Here is a 21,078-nt window from a genome sequence, read left to right on the forward strand (position 1 = left end):
ACATGGGATTCAAATGCGGTATCGTCGGCCTGCCTAACGTAGGCAAATCCACCCTGTTCAACGCGTTGACCAAAGCGGGCATTGAAGCAGCCAACTTCCCGTTCTGCACCATTGAACCGAACACCGGTGTGGTGCCGATGCCCGATCCGCGTCTGGATAAGCTGGCCGAGATCGTCAAGCCGCAGCGCATTCTGCCGACCACCATGGAATTCGTCGACATCGCCGGCCTGGTGAAAGGCGCGTCCAAAGGTGAAGGCCTGGGCAACCAGTTCCTGACCAACATTCGCGAAACCGAAGCCATCGGCCACGTAGTGCGCTGCTTCGAAAACGACAACATCATCCACGTCAACAACAAGGTCGATCCGGCCGAAGACATCGACGTGATCAACACCGAGCTGGCGCTGTCCGACCTGGACACCTGCGAGCGCGCCATCCACCGCGTGCAGAAGAAAGCCAAAGGCGGCGACAAAGACGCCAAGGCCGAGCTGGCGGCGCTGGAGAAATGCCTGCCGCACCTGGAAAACGCCGGCATGCTGCGCGCGCTGGATCTGACCGCGGAAGACAAGGCGGCGATCAAATACCTGAGCTTCCTGACGCTGAAGCCGACCATGTACATCGCCAACGTCAACGAAGACGGCTTCGAGAACAACCCGTACCTGGACACCGTGCGTAAAATCGCCGACGCCGAAGGCTCCGTGGTGGTTGCCGTGTGCGCCGCCGTGGAATCCGACATCGCCGAGCTGGAAGACGAAGAGCGCGACGAGTTCATGGCCGAACTGGGCCTGGAAGAGCCGGGCCTGAACCGCGTGATCCGCGCCGGTTATGAACTGCTGAACCTGCAAACCTACTTCACCGCCGGCGTGAAAGAAGTGCGCGCCTGGACCATCCCGGTGGGCGCCACTGCCCCGCAGGCGGCCGGCAAGATCCACACCGACTTCGAGAAAGGCTTTATCCGCGCCCAAACCATCTCCTATGACGACTTCATCACCTACAAGGGTGAGCAAGGCGCCAAAGAAGCCGGCAAAATGCGCTCCGAAGGTAAAGACTACATCGTCAAAGACGGCGACGTGATGAACTTCTTGTTCAACGTCTAAGCCTCTTTCCGCAGCGCTTTTCTCCGCTGCCGGAAACGGAAAAATCCACGCTTCGGCGTGGATTTTTTTGCTGGCACAAAAAGAAAATCATGTGAAAAATAAAATGATTACAACAAACCTCTCTCCCAATAAAATCCTATAAAACCCTTGCCACTCTATAGCACCACCACCACCACCACCACCACCACCAGGTTAACGAGAAAATCATAGGTGCATGGGCTTTTGTCGTTCTGATTTTTAAAGAAAATCTAGAAACTGCCGTTATCGCTTTAAGCCTAAGGAGAGTTATGAACGATAAATTTGATTTGCCCATTATTGCCTTAACTACCACTCTGCTGATAACAGCAACTTGCCTCATCTGGGTTAGATTTCGCACCAAACGCTATGGTTATTTTGTTGTAAAGAGGCAAAAGTCCAAGAGATGTACTATCCACATAAGACCAACAAAATGTCCAACAGGTGACATGGCTGCCGCGAGCATCTTCTTAGGATTGCGTTCGTTGCTAAGGCAACTTAAGAAAGAAGGCTATCAATATGTTAGCTTTGAAACTCATATGGTTCGGAAGAGCAATGTAGAAAAATTACGGTTATTCTTACAATCAGAACAATTTACATGTGAACAAATGACTTACAGGCCAACTTTGTTCATGCATTCATTTAGCCTTAAAGTAGCACTTCGTCTTTTCCATCATAAAAGGGTAAATGTATATCGTGAATCGGCAAGAATACTCATACGATTACAATGAAACCCTCGTAAAGATTCATAAATCCGAACCCTGACTCGATCCCTTCACAGAAATCCACATACTGCGTGGATTTCTGTTACTCCCCTCTACTCCCACGCCGAAGGCCGGTTCTCGCTGCGCCATTTCTCCCCCGCCGCCGTTCCCGGCAAAGGTGGCTTCAACCCTTCGATAGTCCACAGCGAGAACGGCGTTTCGTCCACGTGCAGTTCCCAACGCAGCCCGTGCGCCGCAATATAGGGTTGCAGCACGCGGGTACAACCCACCAGAAACTGTTGCTGCACTGCGTCGTCTTTCATGGCGCGCGCGATATGGTCGATGGTCACCCGCACAAAATCTTCTGTCGGTTCGCCGCCAAGGTAAACCGAGCCTGGCGGCATACTGTGAAAAAATACGTTGACGTAAAAACGTGGTAAGAAGCTTTCGTACATCGTCGTGATCTTTCTCGCGATCGCCTGTTTCTCTTCGGCGCTAAGAGCGTGTGCCGGATGATAAATTTGCCACATTGGCATAGCGTTTTCCTCGGTTTGTGTGTCAGAAGCGGTGAACGCCGCCGTGATATCAGGCGTAACGATCGGCAGGCCGCCCGGTTTGTATCAGCGCCTGCGCCAACTCGCCGCGTGCGGCATCAAAACGTTGCCATACCTCGTTATCCTGCAGCGTCGGGTAGCAAATCCACTCCTCCTGTTCCAACGCCTTAAGCGCGCTGTCCACCAGCGTCTCCGGCGTCATAAACAGGTTTTCAGGGAACGGTGCCGGCTTTTCGCCAAAGAATTCCGATCGCACCGGCCCCGGCATCACCACCTGAACGCTCACGCCAAAGGCGGCCAGTTCGTTCCTCAGCGCCCGACTGAAATTAAGCACGTAGGCTTTTGACCCGCTGTACGCCCCTGCGCCATTCACCGGCATCATCGCCATCACCGAGCCGATGTTGACAATCGTTCCCTGCCGTTCCTGCGCAAATCGCTGCGCCGCTGCTCGGGAAAGTTGGGTCAGCGCCAACACATTGACCCGTAACATACGGTCCATCTCTTGCGCACCCACCGCCGTTATCGGACCCAATGCGCCGCTTCCGGCGCAGTTGACCAGAAAACGGATCGCTTTTTGCTCGCTGAACAACGCCGCCACAGCGGCGAGATCCCGCTCATCCGCCAGGTCGGCGGGAAAAACCTCAACCCCGCGTGAATGCTGTCTGGTGATGCGCTCCGCCAGCGCTTGCAGCCGGTCCCGACGGCGGGCCACCAAAATCAGGTCATACCCCATGTTCGCCAGCCGGTCGGCATAAACGGCGCCGATCCCAGATGAAGCGCCGGTGATCACTGCTATTTTTTGCATACTTTCCTCTCTTTCATCGTGCCATATAAACTCCAATAATAAGAGTAATAACTCCAATCATTGAAGTGATCAAGCCGAGGCGATAAAATTATCCGCATTGGGTCGGCAAACGGAGGCAAGGCAAAGTGAAAGCAAAAGGGTTTGAGGGCATGACGTGTTCGGTGGCCCACGTGCTGTCGGCATTGGGCGATCGCTGGGGCGCGATTCTCATGCGCGATCTGTTGCTGGGGCTCTCGCGCTATGACGATCTGCGCCAATCGACCGGCATCACCAACAACACGTTGGCCGATCGGCTCAAGGCGCTGGAAGGCAGCGGCCTTATCGAAAAGCGGCAATACCAGACGCGCCCCGATCGCTACGAGTATCTTCCGACGGAGAAGGGAAAAGATCTCGGGCTGCTGGTGATGGCGATGATCCAGATTGGCGACAAGTGGAACCTGTCCGAGCTGGCCGGGCCGCCGCTGCGCGTGGTCGACCGTGCGACTGGCCACCCCGCCACCCTGCGCGTGGTCGATGCCGTGACCGGCGAATCGCTGCCGGCGCAAAACCTGGCGCTGGCGGCCGGGCCGGGCGCCGACGAAATGACGCAATGGCGGCTGGCCGTCGGCCAAGCCCGTTCGTTGTGATCTACAGCAGCGCAATCATCTTCAGCAATTCCACCCGATTGCGGATGCCGAACTTCTTGCCGGCATTGTTGAGGTGCGAATAAACGGTTTTCGGGTGCAAATTCAGCCGCCGCGCGGTCAGGCGGATATCTTCCGTACGGGCCGTTTCACACAGCACCGCCGCCTCACCGGGCGTGATCGCCGCCGCCCGATGCCTGTTCAGCGCGCGCCGTTCGCCCGCCTTTTCCCGGCGGCTCAGCGCCGCGCAGGTCTCCCGCACCACCTGCAGCGCTTCCCGTTTGTGCAAAATCGCATCCGGCTGCGCCGCCGCGATAAACGCCAGGATCAGCGGCGAAGTCTTATCGACGAAGAACAGTATCCGGACGCCTTCATATTCAGCACGTGAGGCGTGAATAAATCGCAAATACGCTTCGAACCGATAAATTTCATGGGGGAAATCCATGATAATTAAATCAGGCGCGGGGCTTATATTTTTAATAATATTAATATTGGGCAAGGATAAGGTTATCACTCCTTCTCCCAATAATGTTTTCATCCCCAAACGGCACAGCGGTGAACCGTCGATATAAATCACTCTCACTTTAATTCTCCTTATCAGCGTAAAAGTATGCTTCCACACCTCAGGCGGCTTGTCGCTGCTCTTTTTTGGGGTAATTCGCCTGCAAAGCACACCGATATAAAACATCTTGATAACATGTTTTTCAAATAATCACGTAACAGCCAGCGCTTTGATTAATACGCAAAAAAGGCATGAATGTTTCAAATTATTTCATTCGCAAAAACTGACAATTCAATAAAAACGCAACGCAATGATATAGATCTATTTTCTATTTTGTATGATATAAGCGAAAATGAAAGTAAATGTAACAACAGGAGCCATCGCCTTATTGCCTTATTCAAAATATCTATAGGGAAAATTCTTAGTTTGTTAGGATGAAAATCCATGTTTGCCGACGCGTTTAAAAAACAATTGCGCAACATGATTAATCAACAACCGCACGTCAGTAAATTATTACTGTCAGGAAAGCTTTTCTCTAAAGTAAATTAAAGGGCATTTCACATGAATGTTAAATTAGTCGCATTATCCATGCTGGCTCTCTCCGGCGCCTGTGTGGCCGCCTCGTCCAATACGGTGCAATTTAAAGGCGAAGTCAGCACGCAAACCTGTTCGGTGAATATTAACGGCAACCAATCCAACCCGGTTGTTCTGCTGCCGACCGTCGCCGCCAGCCAGCTCGCCACCAAAGGCGCCACCGCCGGCGACACCACCTTTACCGTTAACGTCACGGGCTGTGCGGCGGCAACCAGCGATACGGCGATCAAAACCGTGCTGGCGGGCAACAACCCGACAGTTAACGGCAACCTGGGCAACGCGGGCGATGCGGCCAAGGTTTCCATTCAACTGCTGGACAGCGACGCCACTACGCCGTTGTCATTCGCCAGCGGCTCTACCGTCACCACGTCGGCGATGACGCTGGCGAAAGACGCCACCTCCACCTCGCAGAACCTGGTGGCCCGCTACTACGCGGAAGATACCGGCGTGGCGGCCGGTTCGGTGATCGCCACCGCACAGTTCGCCATTACCTACAGATAAGCCGGCGTCAGGCGCCATACCTGTTGATGACAGCGCCGTTCCTTAGCGGACGGTGCTGAATGACTCGCTCCCTTTATCGGTTCACGTTTATGCAGCAGATAACCCGTTACGCCCGCCGTTGGGCCGCCCTATCGTTTTGCCTGATGAGTTTTGCCGCCAGCTACGCGTCGGCCAGCGTCACGTTGCTCGGCAATCGCGTGATCTACCCCGCCGAGGCGCGGGAAAAAACGCTGCAATTCACCAATGACGACGGCGCCCCGGCGCTGATGCAGATCTGGCTCGATATCAATAACCCCAAGTCCACGCCGGAAAACGCCGACGCGCCTTTTGTCGCCTCGCCGCAAATCTTCCGCATGAATCCGCACAGCGGGCAGATGGTGCGGCTGTCGTTCGTCGGCCAGCCGCTGCCACGCGATCGCGAATCGCTGTTCTACCTCAACTTCCTGCAGGTGCCCGCCGTGCGTCAGACGGACAGCGACAAGAACAAACTGCTGCTGGTGGTCACCAATCGCCTGAAAGTGTTCTATCGCCCGGTCGGGCTGGCCGGCGACGCCAACCACGTCATCGATAAGCTCAGCCTGCGCCAGGTCGGCAACGCGCTGCGCGTCGATAACCCGACCGGCTACTACGCCAACGTCAGCCAGGCCGCGATACTCAGCGGCGCAAAACGCACCGCGATCCCGCAGGCGGACCTGATCCCGCCGTTTTCGCAGGCCAGCTGGCCGGTGAACGGTGAGGTGCGGCAGATCGCGCTGCGCGTCATCAATGACTATGGGGTGGAAATCACACGCACCCTGAACGTCGCGCGCTGAAACCAGACAGGGAGGTTTTCATGTTCGATGCTCGCAAGGCGACGCCGCTTCCCACACGCTGGTGTTGCGCGCTGCTGGCGCTGCCGCTGGGCTGCGCCGCCGCCGATGGCTACACCTTCGATCCCGCGCTGCTGCGCGGCAGCGTGCTGAGCAACAGCGCCCTGAGTCAATTCAACCAACAGGACGCCGTCGCCCCCGGCAGCTATCAGATCGATCTGTACCTCAACGGCCAGTTTCTCGAGCGCGATCAAATTCGTTTCGTGCGTGATGGCAAGCAGGTGCTGCCCTGTTTCGATCGCGCGCAGCTGACGCGCTTCGGGCTGAAAAATCCGCCGACGGCCGAAACGGCATGCCTGCTGCCCGGCCGGGATCTGAAGGACATCACGGTGAACGCCGATATCTCGCGGCTGCGCCTGGACCTGAGCATTCCGCAGGCGCTGTTGAACGGCCAGCCGCGCGGCAGCGTCAATCCCGCCAGCCTGGACGGCGGCGAATCGATGGTCTTCGTCAATTACAACCTCAACCAGTACCACGTCAGCTACCGACAGGGGCAAACCCGCGACCTCGACTCGACCTACGCCAACCTGAACGGCGGGTTCAACCTCGGGCTCTGGCGCTACCGCCAGCAATCCAGCTACCGCTACGATCGGGAGTTCGGCGGCCACCTGGACACCAGCCGCCGCTACGTGCAGCGCGCGATCTTGCCCTGGCGCAGCGAAATGCTGCTGGGCGAAGGCTTTACCGACGGGCACTTCTTTTCCGGCCTGGGCTTTCGCGGCATTCAGCTCAGCTCGGACGATCGCATGCTGCCGGATTCACAGCGCGGCTATGCGCCGGTGGTGCGCGGCGTGGCGAAAAGCAACGCGCGCGTGACGGTGCTGCAGGGTAAAAGCACGCTGTACGAAACCACCGTGGCGCCGGGGCCGTTCGCCATCAACGATCTGTACGCCACCAACTACGCCGGCGATCTGACCGTGGTGGTGACCGAGGCCGACGGCAGCGTCAGCACCTTCACCGTGCCGTTCGCCGCGGTGCCGGAATCCATCCGCCCCGGCCAGTCGCGCTACTCCGCCATCGTCGGCCGTTCCCGCTACGTCGGCGATAACGATCTGTTCAGCGAACTGACCTGGCAACACGGCCTGACCAACGCCCTGACCTTCAACGTCGGCAACCAGCTGGCGGACGGCTATCAGGCGATGATGCTGGGCGGCGTGTACAGCAGCGAACTGGGCGCCTTCGGCATGGACACCACCTATTCCCACGCCAGCCTGCCGGACGGCGGCGCCTCAGGCTGGATGCTGCATCTCTCTTACAGCCGAACCTTCAGCCCGACGGACACCACCTTATCCATCGCCGGCTACCGTTACTCCACCGAAGGCTTCCGCGATCTCAGCGACGTGCTCGGCGTGCGGCGCGCCGCCGTCACCGGCCAACGCTGGCAGTCCGATTCCTACCGCCAGCGTTCGCGTTTCGAGGTGGCCGTCAATCAGGGCATGGGCGCGTTCGGCAGCCTGACGATGTCCGGCTCGACCCAGGACTACCGCGATCAGCGCGGCCGCGACAATCAGCTCCAGCTGGGCTGGGGGAAAACCTTCGGCAACGGCGTGGCGCTTAACCTCTCCGTCACCCGCACCCGCAGCCTGGGCTACAGCAACGGCGACTATCGCGGCTACGGGCCGTTGGATAACGTCTACAGCGCGCCGCTGGCGCAGAACACGCAAACCGTCACCGCCCTGTCGCTCAGCTTCCCGCTCGGGCGTTCGTCATCCGCCCCCAGCGTCTCGCTGCTGGCCAACCACAGCCAGGGTCAGGGCGGCAACTATCAGGCTGCGCTGTCGGGCAGCGTCGGCGACGAACAGCCGGTCAGCTACGGCCTGAACTTCACCACCGACGACGATCGCCAACAAAGCATCTGGGGCGGCAACCTGCAAACCCGCCTGCCTTACGCCAACGTCACCGGCTCGTTCTCCACCGCGCGCCAGTATCGACAAGGCTCACTGTCGCTGCAGGGCGCGGTGGTGGCGCACCGCGGCGGCGTGACATTAGGGCCGTATGTCGGTGATACCTTCGCCCTGATAGAGGCGCCCGGCGCCAACGGCGCGCAGGTGATGGGCGGCCAAGGCGCGCGCGTCGATCGCTTCGGCTATGCGCTGGCGCCGGCGCTGGTGCCCTATCACTACAACACCGTCGCGCTGAACCCCGAGGGCATGAATGATAAAGCGGAACTGGAGGACGGCCAGCAACGCGTCGCCCCGTACGCCGGCGCCACGGTGCGCCTGCGCTTCAACACCGTGCGCGGCCAGGCGCTGCTGATTACCGCACAGCGTCCCGACAACGCGCCGATCCCGATGGGCGCCAACGTGTTGGACAACGCGGGCAACAGCGTAGGCATGGTTGGCCAGGCCAATCAGGTGTATCTGCGCAGCGACCGGAATGCCGGCACGCTGACGCTGAACTGGGGCGATGCGCCCGGCCAGCAGTGCACGCTGCACTATCGCCTGCCCGCCGCGGAAGACAGCCCGATTCAGCGGCTCAGCGCTCCGTGCCGCTAACCCGTTTAACTTATCTCAGGAGAGACGATGAAACGCATTTCTTATCTGGTCGCCGCCCCGGCGCTGTTCGCCCTGTCGCTGTTCGGCGCGCCCGCGGCGCTGGCGCAATGCACGCGCGTCGCCCCCTGGATCGACTCCGGCTGCGATCCTTGCGGGGTGGGCACGGCGCTGGGTCGGGTCAACCTGACCAGCACCTATCTGCAGCCCGTCGGCACGCCGCTGGGCACCAGCGTGTTCGATCTGACCTCCGGCACCCGCTATCCCGACCCAAACAAGGTGCTGTATGAATGCGATGCCGGCGATGTTGGGCAAATTTATGAAGTCTTCGCCACCAACGGCGACGATCGCGTCGGCGGCTATTACGATCTGGGCGCCAGGGACGGCAACCCCAACTATTACGCCACCTACTTCCCTTACGTCGGCATTCGTTTGACCCATCTGGATTCCGGCAAGGTTTTTACCCGTTACTGGCAGTCGGCGCCGATTACCCGCTACGCCACCGTCGGCAACAAAATCCAGATCCGGGTGAAAGACTTCAGCGCCATCCGCGCCGATCTGATCCGCATCAGCTCGCTGCCGGGCGCGGGCGCCAGCAACTACTGCGGCTACAGCGCCGGCAACCCGCTGGTGGGCATGGCGTCGACCACCGGCAATTCGAACTATACCTGCACGCAGCCGAACGGCTATGTCACCTTTCAGGGGCCCGGCATCGCCTCGGATCCTATCGGCAGCGACTCCGCCACCAACTACGCCACCTGGGGCACCGGGCGCTGGAACGCGATGGGCATGGGCACCGCACCGATCTCTTCGCTGACCTATACCGCCACCTGCGTGGCGCGCAACGTCACGCCGCTGGTGATCCTGCCGACCCTCTCCGTCAGCCAACTGACCGCCGGGCAAACCTCGCAGGCGCAGTTCACCCTCAATATCGAATGCGACAACGCCGCCGTGTCCGGCGTCAGCAGCAACAATACCGCCCTCGGCCTGCAGGTGCCGTATGAAAGCTATGTCGCGGCGCAGCGGCTCGGGTTGGTCAGCGCCAACGGCGGCGTGAGCTACCTGCTCTCCAGCGGCTACGGCACCGACAGCAGCGTCGCCACCGGCGTGGGCATCGCACTCGCCAACGCCGGCAACGGGGCACCGATGAACTTCGTCGGCTGGGCGCGCTGCAGCGCCGGGCAATGCCCGCAGGGCAGCGACGCCGGCTGGTACCCAGTGCTCAACGGCGCCAGCGGCGGCGGCAGCACCGCGGCGGGGTTTACCCACTACACCACCCAACTCACCGCCACGCTCGCCCGGCTGCCCGGGCAGACCGTCACCGCCGGCAAGGTGGATGCCAGGGCCTACGTCTGGGTTAAGGTGCAATGATGAGAAAGAAATACCTGATTATGGGATGCGCCCTGCTGCTGGCGCTGGCCTCCATCGGCGCGCAGGCGGGCATCATCGCCTCCGCCACGCGGGTGATCTTTCACGAGGGCGAGACGGAAAAAACCCTGATGCTGCTCAACACCAACGGCTACCCGATCGTGGCGCAAACCTGGGTCGATAACGGTGACGTCAACGCCGCCCCCGAACTGTCTCGCGCGCCGTTTGTCGCCCTGCCCAGCGTATTCGCCCTGCAGCCTTCGGCGCTGAAAGGGCTGCGGATCCTGTTTGCCGGCGCGGACCTGCCCGCCGACAGAGAGTCGGTGTTCTGGCTCAACCTGTATGAGATCCCGCCCACCCGGCCGGCCACGCCGCCGCTGGCGTCGCGCGTGACGCTGGCGATGAACACCCAGATGAAAATCTTCTACCGGCCCAGGGCGCTGAAGGGAAAAGCCGAAAACGCGGCCGAGGCCGTCTCATTCACGCTGCAAAAATCGCCGGACGGTTATCTGCTGCGCTGTCAAAACCGATCGGCGTTTTATCTCTCGTTCGCGCGTATCGCCGTGCACGCCGACAGGCGCGATTACCCGGTGCGGCAAGAAAGCGACATGATGACCGCGCCATTCAGCTCGCGGGATTATCACCTCGACGGCGTTTCGGCATCCGCGCTCCCCTCTCGGGCCACCGTTCAGGCCACCCTCATCAACGACCAGGGCCAGCAGATCGTCAAGCCATACACAGCAAACCCATAACGATAAAAAGCAGCGCATTTTTTTAAGTACAGGAAATAGGGAAAATGAGTCTAAGCAGATTCCAGCTACAGTTTCATCTGGAGAAACAGGCCAACAACATCAGGCAGTCAGCGGCGTTTCACACCGCTATCGTCAAACACGGGGAATTATTGAGGGAGACCTACAAGAAGCATCCGCTGTTTTACAAAATCATTTTCAGGAACAGCCGGTTCATCATCTGCTCCACCATCCTGTCCATTTATTACCACCAGCCCGCCGCCGCGCTGAAAGACATCAAAGCCTTTTTCAAAGGGAAGAATATGATCAGCGAGAACTCCCTGGATTCCTTTCTGTTCTTTTTACGGGTCGGGCGCCGGCTGGAGGTCAAACCCTGCGAGCATGACAAACGCCAGTTGCGCTATAAGCCTACGCCGCACGCGCTGGCGGAAACCCAGGCGCTGATCGCCTCAATGGCACGGCCTTATCAGGCGCTGGCGCCACAGATGCCCATCGCGGCGCTGCTGGCGGCGCCCGACTTTCTGCCCACCTTTTTCGCCGCCTACGGGCAACTGATGCTCAAGGAGATCTACCTGATCGACCTGGTGCAACAGTCCGGGCTGTTTATCAGCAAAGACGCCGGCCACATGGTGTTGTTGATGCTGTTTATCGAAAGCATCCGACAGGACTCCCCCTTTCTGCTGCTCTCCTCGGCGAAAATCGCCAAGTCGTGTTCCGTCTCTCGCGCTCACGTGAACCGCATTCTGCAGGCGGCGGAAAAATCCGGCCTGCTGACCACCACCAATAATGTGGTGATCGAACTCAACAGTTCGTTTTTCATCATGGCGGAGCGTTATTTCAGTCTCTATTTCGCGATGGTCGAATTCGGGCTTGAACACGTTTGGCAAACGCAACAATCCGCCACGCACTCCTGAGGCCTTTACCGGGCCCGCAATACCCGATCGATCAATCCCCAGGCCGCCGCTTCGTCGGCGGTCATAAAGCGATCGCGATCCAACACCCGCTCCACTTCCTCTTCGTTCAGGCCGCAATGTTGGGCATACAGCCGGATCACCCGGTCTTTGGTGCGTTTCATTTCCTCTGCCTGGATCAGAATGTCGGACGCCTGCCCCTGAAAGCCGCCCAGCGGTTGGTGCACATGCAGGCTGGCGTTGGGCAGCGCCATGCGGTGCCCCGGCTCACCGGCCATCAGCAGGAACGACCCCATCGAGCGCGCGGTGCCCATGCACAGCGTATGCACCGGGGCGCGGATATACTGCATGGTGTCGTAAATCGCCAGCCCGCTGGTGATCGCTCCGCCCGGCGAGTTGATGTACAGGTGGACCGGTTTTTCCGGGTTTTCCGCTTCCAGAAACAGCAGTTGGGCGCACAGCATTTCGGCCACGTCGTCGTTGACTTCGCCGTTGAGGAACACGATCCGATCGCGCAGCAGGCGCGAGTAAATGTCAAAGGAACGTTCTCCCCGGCTGGTCTGCTCCACCACCATCGGGACGAGCATCATCTTCTCACGCATCGGTGAACTCCCGGGTTGGCAACAAAGAGAAAGGTGTTTAACGCGTCAGGCGGCGCGCATCACCGTCGTCGGGCCATCGTTGGCGGCGTCGAGCTGGTGGATAATCCGCAGCAGGCTGCCGCCGCCGGCGTCCGGCACTATCTGCAGGGTGACGACGCTTTCGAGAAACGGCGGTTGGTCGTCGCGCAGGCGATAGCTCACCGCTTCGCCCGGCGTGGCGGCCAACGGTTCAGCCTGCGCCAGATCTCCCGTCGGCAGCCACTGCTCGCGCAATTCGGGCACGCTGAGCGCTCGCCACACTTTTTCCGGCGGCGCATCAAGCGAATATTCCAACACCAACCGTTCATGCGGCGGCGGTTCGGCCTGTTTGTTCATTGATCCATGTCCTTCAGCAAGGTTTGCAGCGCGTCGATGCGCGCCGGCCAGTAAGCACGGTACTTCGCCAGCCACTGCGCGATCTGCGCCAGCCCCTCCGGGTCGACCTGGTAATTGACGAAGCGCCCTTGTTTCGCCTCGCGCACCAGTCCGGCATTGCGCAGCACTGCCAGGTGTTGCGACATCGCCGACTGGCTGATGGTCAGCCCTTCGCGCAGCGCGCTGGCGTTCATGCTGCCGGCGGCGAGTTTGTCGAAGATGCAGCGGCGGGTCGGATCGGCCAACGCCTTGAAGATGTCATTTTCGTTCATACAAACACATTAGTATTCACTTATGTGTTATGCAACCGAGCAAGGCATTTTTTGCTGCAAAAGAAACTCCGCGCCGCAGCGCGGAGTGAATGGACGAGGCATGATCGCGCTTATGAACGGATCGGGATCACCAGCACGTCGATATTCAACTGGTTGATGGCGTTGCGGGTGGAAGAAAACAGATTGCTCCACAGATCGTGGTGATGGCCGAACACCAGCAGATCGATGTCTTTATCCACGATCGCCGTGCGCAGTTCGTCAACGAAGCCGCCGCGCCCGATAATCACTTCCGCGATCGGGTAATTGACGTTTTGCGTGGTGGGTTCCAGCTCTTTGCGGATCTTCTCTTCGAACGGCACGCCGTCGTCGCTGCGCTCCGAAAAGCCGATCGCCGCGTGGTAGGTGTCGTAGTGAACGTCCACATAGATCAGCGAGAGTTTGGCCTTCAGCGCTTCCGCCAGCAGCGCCCCCTTTTCGACCAGCCGTTTGCCGTCATCGCTCAGATCGGTAGCGATGACAATATGGTGGTAACACATAGCGCCTCCTGTCATGGACTCGGTAGAGCCGAGGCTCCGATATCACGCCGGGGTCATATCGTTATGGTTAATTTTAGTTCAGAAATGGCACTCGTGGCGGGAGGTGATGCGGTGGGAAAGCCCCGTTGCCGGGGCTGAAGGCAGAAATTACTTCTCGCGCTGCGCCTCAAACCAGACGTTGCACAACGACAGGATCAGCGTGTTGGCGTCTTTCACCAGCACGTTGTCGCCGGGCACCCCTTCGGTGCCCTGATCGGTAATGCCTTTGATGGCGGTATCGGCATGCTGAATGGCCACGCGCTCGACCGACGGCGTGCTGATGCCCAGCATCGGGAAATCGATGTAGGAACTGCTGCCGGCGTTGTCCTCGACAAACTCCTGCGCCTCTACGGTGCTGACGGTAGCCCCCTCGCTTTTCAGCGCCGTGCCGTTCCAGCTGAACGCATCCGCTTTATAGCTGATCTTACCGCCGATCAGGCTCTGCGCCTGCTGCTGATCCCAGCAACCGGTGGTTTGGGTCGGCACGATTTTGCTGACGCGCCAGTTGCCCAGCAGCTGTTTAGGGATCGGCCCGGTATCGCTCTCCGCCGCCCGAACCTGAGTCGCCGAGACGCAGGCCAACACCACCAGCGGCAGCAGCGCCTTGCTCCAAGTGTTCAATCGCATTGTCTTTTCCTTCGTTTCAGTACCCAGTCTGCCCTCGCGGGCCAGCGGCTATCATAATAAGCCCGCCGATTCGCCGTCAAAGCAATCCGCATCGCGCCGGGCGGCGGCTACTCATAGCCAATCGCTATTAGTCATAGTGAATCAGTATTTTGTTTTAGCTCAGCGATTACCTACAGTCACTGCCACTATTCTGCCCGCCTAAATTAGCAGGCAATGTTAACAAGGACCCTGGGAAAATGACATTTACGCTGAAAAACCTCACGCTGGCGCTGGCCGCCGCCGGCACGCTGTTGCTGACCGCCTGCGGCCCGACCGCACAGGACGATCACCACATCAAGGTCGGCATCAGCGCCGGCATCGATCAGTCGCTGTGGGCGGTGGTGCAGAAAGTGGCCAAGCAGAAATACGATCTGGACGTGGAGGTGGTGACCTTCAACGATTACGTGCTGCCGAACGAAGCGCTGAACAACGGCGATCTGGACGTCAACGCCTTCCAGCACAAGCCGTATCTGGACAAACAGATGCAGGAGCGCGGCTACAAACTGGCGGCGGTAGGCAACACCTTCGTCTACCCGATCGCCGGCTATTCGAAGAAAATCACCGCGCTCAGCCAACTGCCGGACGGCGCGCAGGTGGCAGTGCCGAACGATCCGACCAACCTGGGCCGCTCGCTGCTGCTGTTGCAAAAACAGGGGCTGATTACGCTGAAAGACGGCGTCGGCCTGCTGCCGACCGCGCTGGACATCGTCAGCAACCCGAAAAAGCTGAAAATCGTCGAGATTGAAGCGCCGCAGCTGCCGCGCGCGCTGGACGACCAGCAGGTGACGCTGGCGATCATCAACACCAACTATTCCAGCCAGATCGGTCTGTCGCCGGCGAAGGACGGGCTGTTTGTCGAGGACAAAAACTCGCCTTACGTCAACATCTTCGCCAGCCGCATCGACAACAAAGACAGCGAGAAAGTGAAGGATCTGGTCAAGGCCTATCAGACCGATGAAGTGGCGGCCAGCGCCGCCGAAATCTACAAGGGCGACGCCGTCAAAGGCTGGTAACGCCGCGCGTAGGGCCCGTGGCGCCTGGCCACGGGCGATGACAGCCTCAGCCGCGCTGGATGGAAACGCCGCCGTCCACCAGCATTGCGGTGCCGGTGACGAACGAGGAAGCGTCAGACGCCAAATACAGCGCCGCCTGCGCGATCTCCTCCGGCATCGCCAACCGCTTCAGCGCGTGCAGCTGGGCCACCTGCGCCAATGCTTCCGGGGTATTGCTCATCTGCCGCCCCATCGCCGTGTCGGTGCCCCCCGGCAGCAGCGCGTTCACCCGAATGCCGTGTCCGCCAAATTCCACCGCCAGCGCCTGCGTCAGGCCGATCAGCCCCGATTTGCTGGCCGCATAGGCCGCCGTACCGGGAAACGCCGCGGTGTGGCCGACGAACGTAGAGGTGAAGATCACCGAGCCCGCGCCGCGCGCCTGCATGGCGGGGATTTGATATTTGGCGCTGTAGTAAGCGCTGGACAGGTTGGTTTCCAGCACGTCGCGCCATTCTGACGCGCTGAGCGCCAGCGACGGCCCCAGCGGCCCCAACGTGCCGGCGTTGTTGAAGGCGATATCCAGCCCGCCGAATTCATCGACGGCCGTCGCCGTCAACCGTTCGGCGAAGGCTTCGTCGCGCACGTCACCGGCTACCGCCAACGCCCGGCCGCCCTCGCGCCGAATGTCCTCCACCAGTTCAGCCAGCAGCCGCTCGCGCCGGGCGCCCAGCACCAGCGTCGCCCCCTGCCGGGCGAACAACAGCGCCGCCGCCCGCCCGATCCCCGAACTGGCGCCGCCAATCACCGCCACCTTACCGTTCAATGCGTTCATCTCTTATCCTCACACCGTAAAAGAGCCTCAGTGTGACGCAACATCCGGCGCAGCGCTGGCCGCAAGCGGACATGCAATTGGCGCCATGAAAAAGGCGCTGCAAGCGGCGCCCCGGCAACGCGGATCCGACGGCGAACTCACGGTTTGGCCGCGTATTTCTCCTGATTGGCCGGCGTCACCAACTCGAACGGGATCCAGTAATACGGCTCAAGCTTTTCGCCGTTGATCATGCGCTGCGCCACATCGACCGACGCCTTGCCCTGGCCGACCGCATCCTGGAACACCGTGACCTGCATCTTGCCGGAGGCCAGCGCCTTGAGGCCGTCGGGCGTGGCGTCGATGCCGCCGATCAGCACGTTCTTGTCCGCTTTGCCGGCCTGCTGCAGCGCCATGATCGCGCCGATCGCCATCTCGTCATTGTTGGCGGCGACGATGTCGATCGTTTCGCCGTTGGTCAGCCAGTTCATCATCAGGTCCATACCTTCACTGCGTGAATAGTTGGCGCTCTGTTTCTGCACCACCTTCATCTTCGGGTATTTGGCCACCACCTGCTCCACGTCTTTGGTGCGCTGCAGCGCGCCGGCGTCGGTCAGGTTGCCGATCATCACCGCCACATTGCCCTGATAGTTAGCCAGCCGCGCCAGTTCTTCCATCTGCAACGTGCCGGACTCCCGCTCGTCGGAACCGACGAACACCACTCCCTGCGGCAGCCTGGCGTCGCCCGGCGTGCGGTTCACGTACACCAGCGGCACGCCGGCGGCCTGCACCATTTTGGTCATCACCGGCGTGCTGGCCGAGTTGACCGGATCGACGATAATCGCGTCCACCCCGGCGCTGATAAAGCTCTGCACCTGATCGGTCTGGCGGCCGACGTCGCCGCGCGCGTCCTCAAACTGCACGGTAATGCCGCGCGCCTTGGCCTCCTTGTCGATCGCCTGGCGGATAATGGTGAGGAAGTTCTGGTCGAAATAGGCCATCGATACGCCGATGGTTTGCGCCCATGCCGGCGCGGAAGCGCACAGCGCCGCCGCCAGCCACAGCCCTTTCAGAAAGTTCATGATGAGTCCCCCCGGGTAAAAAAACGCCGCCGGCCAACCTTGGCGCCGGCGGCAATTCACGGCAATCAGTGTTTTTTGCGGTTGCGACGCATGTCGATCGACACGGCGGCGACGATAATCACGCCTTTGATGATGTCCTGAATGTAAGAATCGACGCCGATAAAGGTGAAGCCACTTTTGATAAGGCCGAGGATCACCGCGCCTATCAGCGTGCCGGTAATGCGCCCGACGCCGCCCATCAGGCTACTGCCGCCGATCACCGCCGCGGCGATGGCGTCCAGCTCATAGGACATGCCCATGCTCGACTGGCCGCTGCTGACGCGCGCCGCCAGCACCACGCCCGCCAGTCCCGCCAACCCGCCGGCGATGGTATAAACCGTCACCAGGTACTTATTGACGTTGATGCCGGAAACCCGCGCCGAGGTCATGTTGCCGCCGATGGCGTAGATGTATTTGCCATAACGGGTGTGCTTCAGCGCGATGTGGAAGATCACCGCGATCACCAGGAAGATGATCACCGGCATTGCGCCCTGGCCGATCGCCGTGAAGCCATCCGACAGGAAGCTGACCGGGTTGCCCTTGGTGTAGTACTGCGCCAGACCGCGCGCCGATACCATCATCCCCAGCGTGGCGATGAACGGCGGAATGCCGGTGCGGGTGATCAGGAAGCCGTTGATAAAGCCGCAGACGATGCCCACCCCGATCCCCGCGCCGATCGGGATCGCCGCCGGCAGATCGAGCAGCCCCGGATACATCGGCGAAATGCTGTCCGAGGTCTGCGCCAGGCTGGCCGCCACCACCGCGGTCAGCGCAATCAGCGAACCGGATGAGAGATCGATGCCGGTGGTGATGATGACCTGGGTGACGCCCACCGCGATGATGCCGATGATCGCCACCTGCAGCACGATCAGCAGCAGGCGGTTCGGGTTAAGCAGGAACGACTGATCGCGCATGTACCAGCCGAGGATTTCGAAGATCAGCGCAATGCCGAGCATCACGATGAAAATACCGGTGTCTTTCGGCATTTTGCCGCTCAGCCCGGAGAACAGCGATCCCTTGCCCGTTGAATCTGCGGAGAGCGGCTTCTCAATCTTTACGTTACTCATGATGTTCACCCTTCGTTATTCTGAGGCCAGCGCCAGGATCTTTTCCTGGTCCGCGTCGTCTTTGTCCAAAATGCCGGTGATGCGGCCGCCGTGCATCACCATCACCCGATCGCTCATGCCGAGGATCTCCGGCAGCTCGGAAGACACCAGAATGATGGCGACGCCGCGGTTGGCCAGCTCGCTGATCAGGCGGTAGATTTCCGCTTTGGCTCCCACGTCGATGCCGCGCGTCGGTTCGTCAAGTATCAGGATTTTCGGCTGCGCCAGCAGCCAACGCGCGATCAGCACCTTCTGCTGGTTGCCGCCGCTGAGGTTATTGATGATCTGATCCATGGTCGGCGTTTTGATGTTGAGCTTCTTGATCTGCGCCATGCAGTCTTTGGCCATCTGCACATGGCTGACGAAGCCGTTCTTGCCGATGTATTCCGACAGGTTGACGATGCTCATGTTTTCGACCACCGACAGCACCAGAAACAGGCCGGACTTCTTGCGATCTTCGGTGAGAAACGCCAGCCCGCTCTCGATCGCCTTCGCCGGGGAATCCACCTTCACCGCCTGGCCTTCGATAAAGATCTCACCGCCGTCCGCCGGGTGCATGCCGAACAGGCTTTCCATCACTTCGCTGCGTCCGGCGCCCACCAGCCCGGCGACGCCGAGGATCTCGCCGCGTTTGACGCTGAACGAGACGTCGTGGAACCAGCCGCTGCGGCGCAACCCGGCCACCCGCAGCACTTCCTCGCCGATGTTGTTGTTGAATTTGGGGAACATCTGCGTCAGCTCGCGCCCCACCATCATGGTGATCAGCGACTGTTTGGTCAGATTTTCGGTTTTGTCGCAGGCGATGAAGGTGCCGTCGCGGAAAATGCTCACTTCGTCGGTGATGGCGAAGATTTCGTCCATCTTGTGGCTGATGTAAATGATGCCCTTGCCCTGCTCGCGCAGCTCGCGAATGATGGCGAACAGGTGCACCACTTCACCTTCGGTCAGCGCCGAGGTCGGCTCATCCATGATCAGCACGTCGGCGTTGTAGGATACGGCCTTGGCGATCTCCACCATCTGCTGGCTGGCGATGCTCAGTTCGCCCACCAGCGTTTCCGGCCGCAGTTTGATGTTCAGCCGCGCCAGCAGCTCGCGGGTTTGTTCATTCAGCTGTTCGTGGTTGACGAACCCCAGCCGCGCCGGCTCACGCCCCAGCCAGATGTTTTCCGCCACCGTCATGTAGGGCACCAGGTTCAGCTCCTGGTGGATCATGGAAATGCCCGAATGCAGCGCCTGCAGCGTGTCGCTGAAGGTCACCGGTCGGCCTTTGATTTTGATCGAGCCCTCATCCGGGTGATAGATGCCGATAAGGCATTTCATCAGCGTCGACTTGCCCGCGCCGTTTTCGCCCATCAGCGCATGCACGCTGCCGGGTTTGATTTTAATCGAGACCTTATCCAGCGCTTTGACGCCGGGGAACTGCTTGCTGATGCCTTCGGCCTCAAGAACATAAGGGTACATACCGCTTACCTCCGCACTGACCCACGTTTTCTGCCGCGGGCGCTCAGGTGGAGCGCCTGCGGCAGGCTTCAAGGCTTATTTTTTGTTTTTATCGGCGAATTGCTGGTAATTGGCCTGGGTGATCAACTGATAAGGGATCAGCACGTTGCTCTCCACCTTCTCGCCTTTCACCAACTGAACGGCGGTTTGCACCGCGCCTTCGCCCTGGCCTTTGGCGTCCTGGAACACGCTCAGCGCCAGATCGCCTTTTCTGATGAATTCCAGCGCATCGGGCGTGCCATCCACGCCGGCCACCCGCACGCCGGACTTTTTAGCCTGCTTGAGCGCCAGGATGGCGCCGATGGCCATTTCATCGTTGTTGGAGGCGATGGCGTCGATCTGCTGGCCGGTCAGCACCCAGTCAGTGGTGATATCCACCGCATCTTTACGCGTCCACTTGGCGGTTTGCTTATCGACAATCTTGATGCCGGGATAGTTGGCCGCCACCTCTTCCACGCCGCGGGTGCGGTCGCGGGTCGATTCATTCGACAGTTCCCCCATCAGGATCATCACGTTGCCCTTGCCGTTCATCAGCTTGGCCAACGCTTCCATCTGCAGTTTGCCGGCCAGCTTGGAATCGGAGCCGACATAGGCCATGCCGGCCGGGAGCGTCACTTCCGGCTTGCGGTTGACGAACACCAGCGGGATCTTGGCGTTCTCGGCCAATTTGATCATCGGCTTGACGCCCTGGGTATCCACCGGGTTGAGGATGATGGCGTCGACGCCCTGGCTGACGAAGTTTTCGATTTGTTGAATTTGCTGCGCGATGTCGCCCTTGGCGTCTTCGAACTGGCCGCTGACGTTGCCGTCGGCTTTCATTTTGTTTTGCATCGACTGGCGCAGAATGGTGAGGAAGTTGTCATCGAAGTAAGCCATGGAAACGCCGATCTTGATGTCTTTCGCCAACACGCTGGCCGGCAGCATGCACATCAGTACGGAGGCGGCGATCAGTTTCTTCAGCTTCATGTTCGTTACCCTTTAATCGTTAGAATGAAGTGGTCTGTTGATTGACAGCTAATGAAAGATATTTTTTACATTCAAACAACATTACGGTCGGTGTTATCCCTTTGATACGGCGAAATTACCGCGTTACCCTCGTATTAAGGCCGTGAACAAAATGGTGATCGATATCTCAAAACAGATTAAAAACAATCAATTGAAATAAACCCCTGGCAGAGCAAGCCGCGTCTTCGCCGCTTTTTTAAATGTTTATTTCATAATTGAGATTATTGAAACTTTTT

Annotated in this window: 23 protein-coding genes; 10 read left to right on the forward strand and 13 right to left on the reverse strand. The window is 59.6% G+C overall.

The window, feature by feature from the left end:
* The first annotated feature begins 2 nt into the window (after positions 1-2).
* Positions 3-1,094 (forward strand): redox-regulated ATPase YchF, encoded by a 1,092-nt coding sequence (ychF, locus tag ACJ8PE_RS15205; protein ID WP_033633304.1) that lies wholly within the window; start codon positions 3-5, stop codon positions 1,092-1,094.
* A 287-nt stretch (positions 1,095-1,381) separates the two neighbouring features.
* Positions 1,382-1,840: a hypothetical protein gene (locus tag ACJ8PE_RS15210; RefSeq protein WP_197762123.1), complete on the forward strand. Its 459-nt coding sequence runs from the start codon at positions 1,382-1,384 to the stop codon at positions 1,838-1,840.
* Between the two features lie 86 nt (positions 1,841-1,926).
* Here ACJ8PE_RS15210 and ACJ8PE_RS15215 read toward each other — a convergent pair whose 3' ends face one another.
* Together ACJ8PE_RS15215 and ACJ8PE_RS15220 are read right to left on the reverse strand one after the other, a co-directional pair.
* On the reverse strand, positions 1,927-2,349 hold the full coding sequence (locus ACJ8PE_RS15215; protein WP_197762124.1) for a tautomerase family protein: 423 nt from the start codon (positions 2,347-2,349) through the stop codon (positions 1,927-1,929).
* Between the two features lie 49 nt (positions 2,350-2,398).
* Positions 2,399-3,172: an SDR family NAD(P)-dependent oxidoreductase gene (locus ACJ8PE_RS15220; protein WP_197762125.1), complete on the reverse strand. Its 774-nt coding sequence runs from the start codon at positions 3,170-3,172 to the stop codon at positions 2,399-2,401.
* 149 nt (positions 3,173-3,321) lie between these two features.
* Between ACJ8PE_RS15220 and ACJ8PE_RS15225 the strand changes: the two genes are divergently transcribed.
* Positions 3,322-3,798, forward strand: coding sequence for a winged helix-turn-helix transcriptional regulator (locus ACJ8PE_RS15225; protein ID WP_232095076.1), 477 nt, complete (start codon positions 3,322-3,324; stop codon positions 3,796-3,798).
* A 1-nt stretch (position 3,799) separates the two neighbouring features.
* On the opposite strand, the gene ACJ8PE_RS15230 is transcribed toward ACJ8PE_RS15225, so the two are convergent.
* Complete coding sequence (locus ACJ8PE_RS15230) at positions 3,800-4,483, reverse strand: helix-turn-helix transcriptional regulator (RefSeq protein ID WP_232098552.1); 684 nt, start codon at positions 4,481-4,483, stop codon at positions 3,800-3,802.
* Between the two features lie 375 nt (positions 4,484-4,858).
* Here ACJ8PE_RS15230 and ACJ8PE_RS15235 point away from each other — a divergent pair, with 375 nt between their 5' ends.
* The 6 genes from ACJ8PE_RS15235 (at position 4,859) to ACJ8PE_RS15260 (ending at position 11,784) form a co-directional block, all read left to right on the forward strand.
* A complete protein-coding gene (locus ACJ8PE_RS15235) occupies positions 4,859-5,392 on the forward strand; it encodes a fimbrial protein (protein ID WP_197762127.1) in 534 nt (177 codons plus the stop codon).
* Between the two features lie 89 nt (positions 5,393-5,481).
* The gene (locus ACJ8PE_RS15240; protein WP_197792832.1) at positions 5,482-6,204 is read left to right on the forward strand and encodes a fimbrial biogenesis chaperone; all 723 of its coding nucleotides are present in this window, start codon (positions 5,482-5,484) and stop codon (positions 6,202-6,204) included.
* Positions 6,205-6,224: 20 nt separating this feature from the next.
* The gene (locus ACJ8PE_RS15245) at positions 6,225-8,756 is read left to right on the forward strand and encodes a fimbria/pilus outer membrane usher protein (protein ID WP_197792831.1); all 2,532 of its coding nucleotides are present in this window, start codon (positions 6,225-6,227) and stop codon (positions 8,754-8,756) included.
* A gap of 27 nt (positions 8,757-8,783) precedes the next feature.
* Positions 8,784-10,124: a fimbrial protein gene (locus tag ACJ8PE_RS15250; protein ID WP_047026270.1), complete on the forward strand. Its 1,341-nt coding sequence runs from the start codon at positions 8,784-8,786 to the stop codon at positions 10,122-10,124.
* A complete protein-coding gene (locus ACJ8PE_RS15255) occupies positions 10,121-10,873 on the forward strand; it encodes a fimbrial biogenesis chaperone (RefSeq protein WP_232095077.1) in 753 nt (250 codons plus the stop codon). Before ACJ8PE_RS15250 ends, ACJ8PE_RS15255 begins: the two co-directional genes overlap by 4 nt.
* 44 nt (positions 10,874-10,917) lie before the next feature.
* On the forward strand, positions 10,918-11,784 hold the full coding sequence (locus tag ACJ8PE_RS15260) for a hypothetical protein (RefSeq protein WP_089191561.1): 867 nt from the start codon (positions 10,918-10,920) through the stop codon (positions 11,782-11,784).
* Between the two features lie 5 nt (positions 11,785-11,789).
* On the opposite strand, the gene ACJ8PE_RS15265 is transcribed toward ACJ8PE_RS15260, so the two are convergent.
* The 5 genes from ACJ8PE_RS15265 to ACJ8PE_RS15285 form a co-directional block, all read right to left on the reverse strand.
* Complete coding sequence (locus tag ACJ8PE_RS15265; RefSeq protein WP_033642740.1) at positions 11,790-12,383, reverse strand: ATP-dependent Clp protease proteolytic subunit; 594 nt, start codon at positions 12,381-12,383, stop codon at positions 11,790-11,792.
* Positions 12,384-12,428: 45 nt separating this feature from the next.
* Positions 12,429-12,758 (reverse strand): SRPBCC family protein, encoded by a 330-nt coding sequence (locus ACJ8PE_RS15270; RefSeq protein ID WP_033652026.1) that lies wholly within the window; start codon positions 12,756-12,758, stop codon positions 12,429-12,431.
* Entirely contained in the window at positions 12,755-13,069 is a 315-nt protein-coding gene (locus ACJ8PE_RS15275; RefSeq protein ID WP_033642736.1) for an ArsR/SmtB family transcription factor, read from the reverse strand. The genes ACJ8PE_RS15270 and ACJ8PE_RS15275 overlap by 4 nt, the downstream gene beginning before the upstream one ends.
* A gap of 110 nt (positions 13,070-13,179) precedes the next feature.
* Positions 13,180-13,605: a universal stress protein gene (locus tag ACJ8PE_RS15280; protein ID WP_033642735.1), complete on the reverse strand. Its 426-nt coding sequence runs from the start codon at positions 13,603-13,605 to the stop codon at positions 13,180-13,182.
* 147 nt (positions 13,606-13,752) lie between these two features.
* The gene (locus ACJ8PE_RS15285; RefSeq protein WP_033652024.1) at positions 13,753-14,271 is read right to left on the reverse strand and encodes a hypothetical protein; all 519 of its coding nucleotides are present in this window, start codon (positions 14,269-14,271) and stop codon (positions 13,753-13,755) included.
* A 236-nt stretch (positions 14,272-14,507) separates the two neighbouring features.
* Here ACJ8PE_RS15285 and metQ point away from each other — a divergent pair, with 236 nt between their 5' ends.
* Positions 14,508-15,323 (forward strand): methionine ABC transporter substrate-binding lipoprotein MetQ, encoded by an 816-nt coding sequence (metQ, locus tag ACJ8PE_RS15290; protein WP_015377546.1) that lies wholly within the window; start codon positions 14,508-14,510, stop codon positions 15,321-15,323.
* Between the two features lie 46 nt (positions 15,324-15,369).
* On the opposite strand, the gene ACJ8PE_RS15295 is transcribed toward metQ, so the two are convergent.
* The 5 genes from ACJ8PE_RS15295 to ACJ8PE_RS15315 form a co-directional block, all read right to left on the reverse strand.
* Positions 15,370-16,134 (reverse strand): SDR family oxidoreductase, encoded by a 765-nt coding sequence (locus tag ACJ8PE_RS15295; RefSeq protein WP_089196937.1) that lies wholly within the window; start codon positions 16,132-16,134, stop codon positions 15,370-15,372.
* Positions 16,135-16,271: 137 nt separating this feature from the next.
* Entirely contained in the window at positions 16,272-17,192 is a 921-nt protein-coding gene (locus tag ACJ8PE_RS15300; protein ID WP_033642732.1) for a sugar ABC transporter substrate-binding protein, read from the reverse strand.
* Between the two features lie 65 nt (positions 17,193-17,257).
* Positions 17,258-18,298, reverse strand: a complete 1,041-nt coding sequence (locus ACJ8PE_RS15305) for an ABC transporter permease (RefSeq protein WP_033652114.1) — start codon at positions 18,296-18,298, stop codon at positions 17,258-17,260.
* Between the two features lie 15 nt (positions 18,299-18,313).
* Positions 18,314-19,798, reverse strand: coding sequence for a sugar ABC transporter ATP-binding protein (locus ACJ8PE_RS15310; protein WP_033642731.1), 1,485 nt, complete (start codon positions 19,796-19,798; stop codon positions 18,314-18,316).
* Positions 19,799-19,873: 75 nt separating this feature from the next.
* Positions 19,874-20,803, reverse strand: a complete 930-nt coding sequence (locus tag ACJ8PE_RS15315; RefSeq protein WP_033652022.1) for a sugar ABC transporter substrate-binding protein — start codon at positions 20,801-20,803, stop codon at positions 19,874-19,876.
* Positions 20,804-21,078 lie beyond the last annotated feature (275 nt).

Origin of the sequence: Serratia sp. CY74737 (genome assembly GCF_052166775.1) — a bacterium.
In the GTDB taxonomy this organism is placed as follows: domain Bacteria; phylum Pseudomonadota; class Gammaproteobacteria; order Enterobacterales; family Enterobacteriaceae; genus Serratia; species Serratia ureilytica.

Bases quoted from the DNA above. Each gene is read 5' to 3' on its own strand.
- ychF (WP_033633304.1), top strand. From the start codon at position 3: ATGGGATTCAAATGCGGTATCGTCGGCCTGCCTAACGTAGGCAAATCC.
- ACJ8PE_RS15210 (WP_197762123.1), top strand. From the start codon at position 1,382: ATGAACGATAAATTTGATTTGCCCATTATTGCCTTAACTACCACTCTG.
- ACJ8PE_RS15215 (WP_197762124.1), bottom strand. From the start codon at position 2,349: ATGCCAATGTGGCAAATTTATCATCCGGCACACGCTCTTAGCGCCGAA.
- ACJ8PE_RS15220 (WP_197762125.1), bottom strand. From the start codon at position 3,172: ATGCAAAAAATAGCAGTGATCACCGGCGCTTCATCTGGGATCGGCGCC.
- ACJ8PE_RS15225 (WP_232095076.1), top strand. From the start codon at position 3,322: ATGACGTGTTCGGTGGCCCACGTGCTGTCGGCATTGGGCGATCGCTGG.
- ACJ8PE_RS15230 (WP_232098552.1), bottom strand. From the start codon at position 4,483: ATGTTTTATATCGGTGTGCTTTGCAGGCGAATTACCCCAAAAAAGAGC.
- ACJ8PE_RS15235 (WP_197762127.1), top strand. From the start codon at position 4,859: ATGAATGTTAAATTAGTCGCATTATCCATGCTGGCTCTCTCCGGCGCC.
- ACJ8PE_RS15240 (WP_197792832.1), top strand. From the start codon at position 5,482: ATGCAGCAGATAACCCGTTACGCCCGCCGTTGGGCCGCCCTATCGTTT.
- ACJ8PE_RS15245 (WP_197792831.1), top strand. From the start codon at position 6,225: ATGTTCGATGCTCGCAAGGCGACGCCGCTTCCCACACGCTGGTGTTGC.
- ACJ8PE_RS15250 (WP_047026270.1), top strand. From the start codon at position 8,784: ATGAAACGCATTTCTTATCTGGTCGCCGCCCCGGCGCTGTTCGCCCTG.
- ACJ8PE_RS15255 (WP_232095077.1), top strand. From the start codon at position 10,121: ATGATGAGAAAGAAATACCTGATTATGGGATGCGCCCTGCTGCTGGCG.
- ACJ8PE_RS15260 (WP_089191561.1), top strand. From the start codon at position 10,918: ATGAGTCTAAGCAGATTCCAGCTACAGTTTCATCTGGAGAAACAGGCC.
- ACJ8PE_RS15265 (WP_033642740.1), bottom strand. From the start codon at position 12,383: ATGCGTGAGAAGATGATGCTCGTCCCGATGGTGGTGGAGCAGACCAGC.
- ACJ8PE_RS15270 (WP_033652026.1), bottom strand. From the start codon at position 12,758: ATGAACAAACAGGCCGAACCGCCGCCGCATGAACGGTTGGTGTTGGAA.
- ACJ8PE_RS15275 (WP_033642736.1), bottom strand. From the start codon at position 13,069: ATGAACGAAAATGACATCTTCAAGGCGTTGGCCGATCCGACCCGCCGC.
- ACJ8PE_RS15280 (WP_033642735.1), bottom strand. From the start codon at position 13,605: ATGTGTTACCACCATATTGTCATCGCTACCGATCTGAGCGATGACGGC.
- ACJ8PE_RS15285 (WP_033652024.1), bottom strand. From the start codon at position 14,271: ATGCGATTGAACACTTGGAGCAAGGCGCTGCTGCCGCTGGTGGTGTTG.
- metQ (WP_015377546.1), top strand. From the start codon at position 14,508: ATGACATTTACGCTGAAAAACCTCACGCTGGCGCTGGCCGCCGCCGGC.
- ACJ8PE_RS15295 (WP_089196937.1), bottom strand. From the start codon at position 16,134: ATGAACGCATTGAACGGTAAGGTGGCGGTGATTGGCGGCGCCAGTTCG.
- ACJ8PE_RS15300 (WP_033642732.1), bottom strand. From the start codon at position 17,192: ATGAACTTTCTGAAAGGGCTGTGGCTGGCGGCGGCGCTGTGCGCTTCC.
- ACJ8PE_RS15305 (WP_033652114.1), bottom strand. From the start codon at position 18,298: ATGAGTAACGTAAAGATTGAGAAGCCGCTCTCCGCAGATTCAACGGGC.
- ACJ8PE_RS15310 (WP_033642731.1), bottom strand. From the start codon at position 19,798: ATGTACCCTTATGTTCTTGAGGCCGAAGGCATCAGCAAGCAGTTCCCC.
- ACJ8PE_RS15315 (WP_033652022.1), bottom strand. From the start codon at position 20,803: ATGAAGCTGAAGAAACTGATCGCCGCCTCCGTACTGATGTGCATGCTG.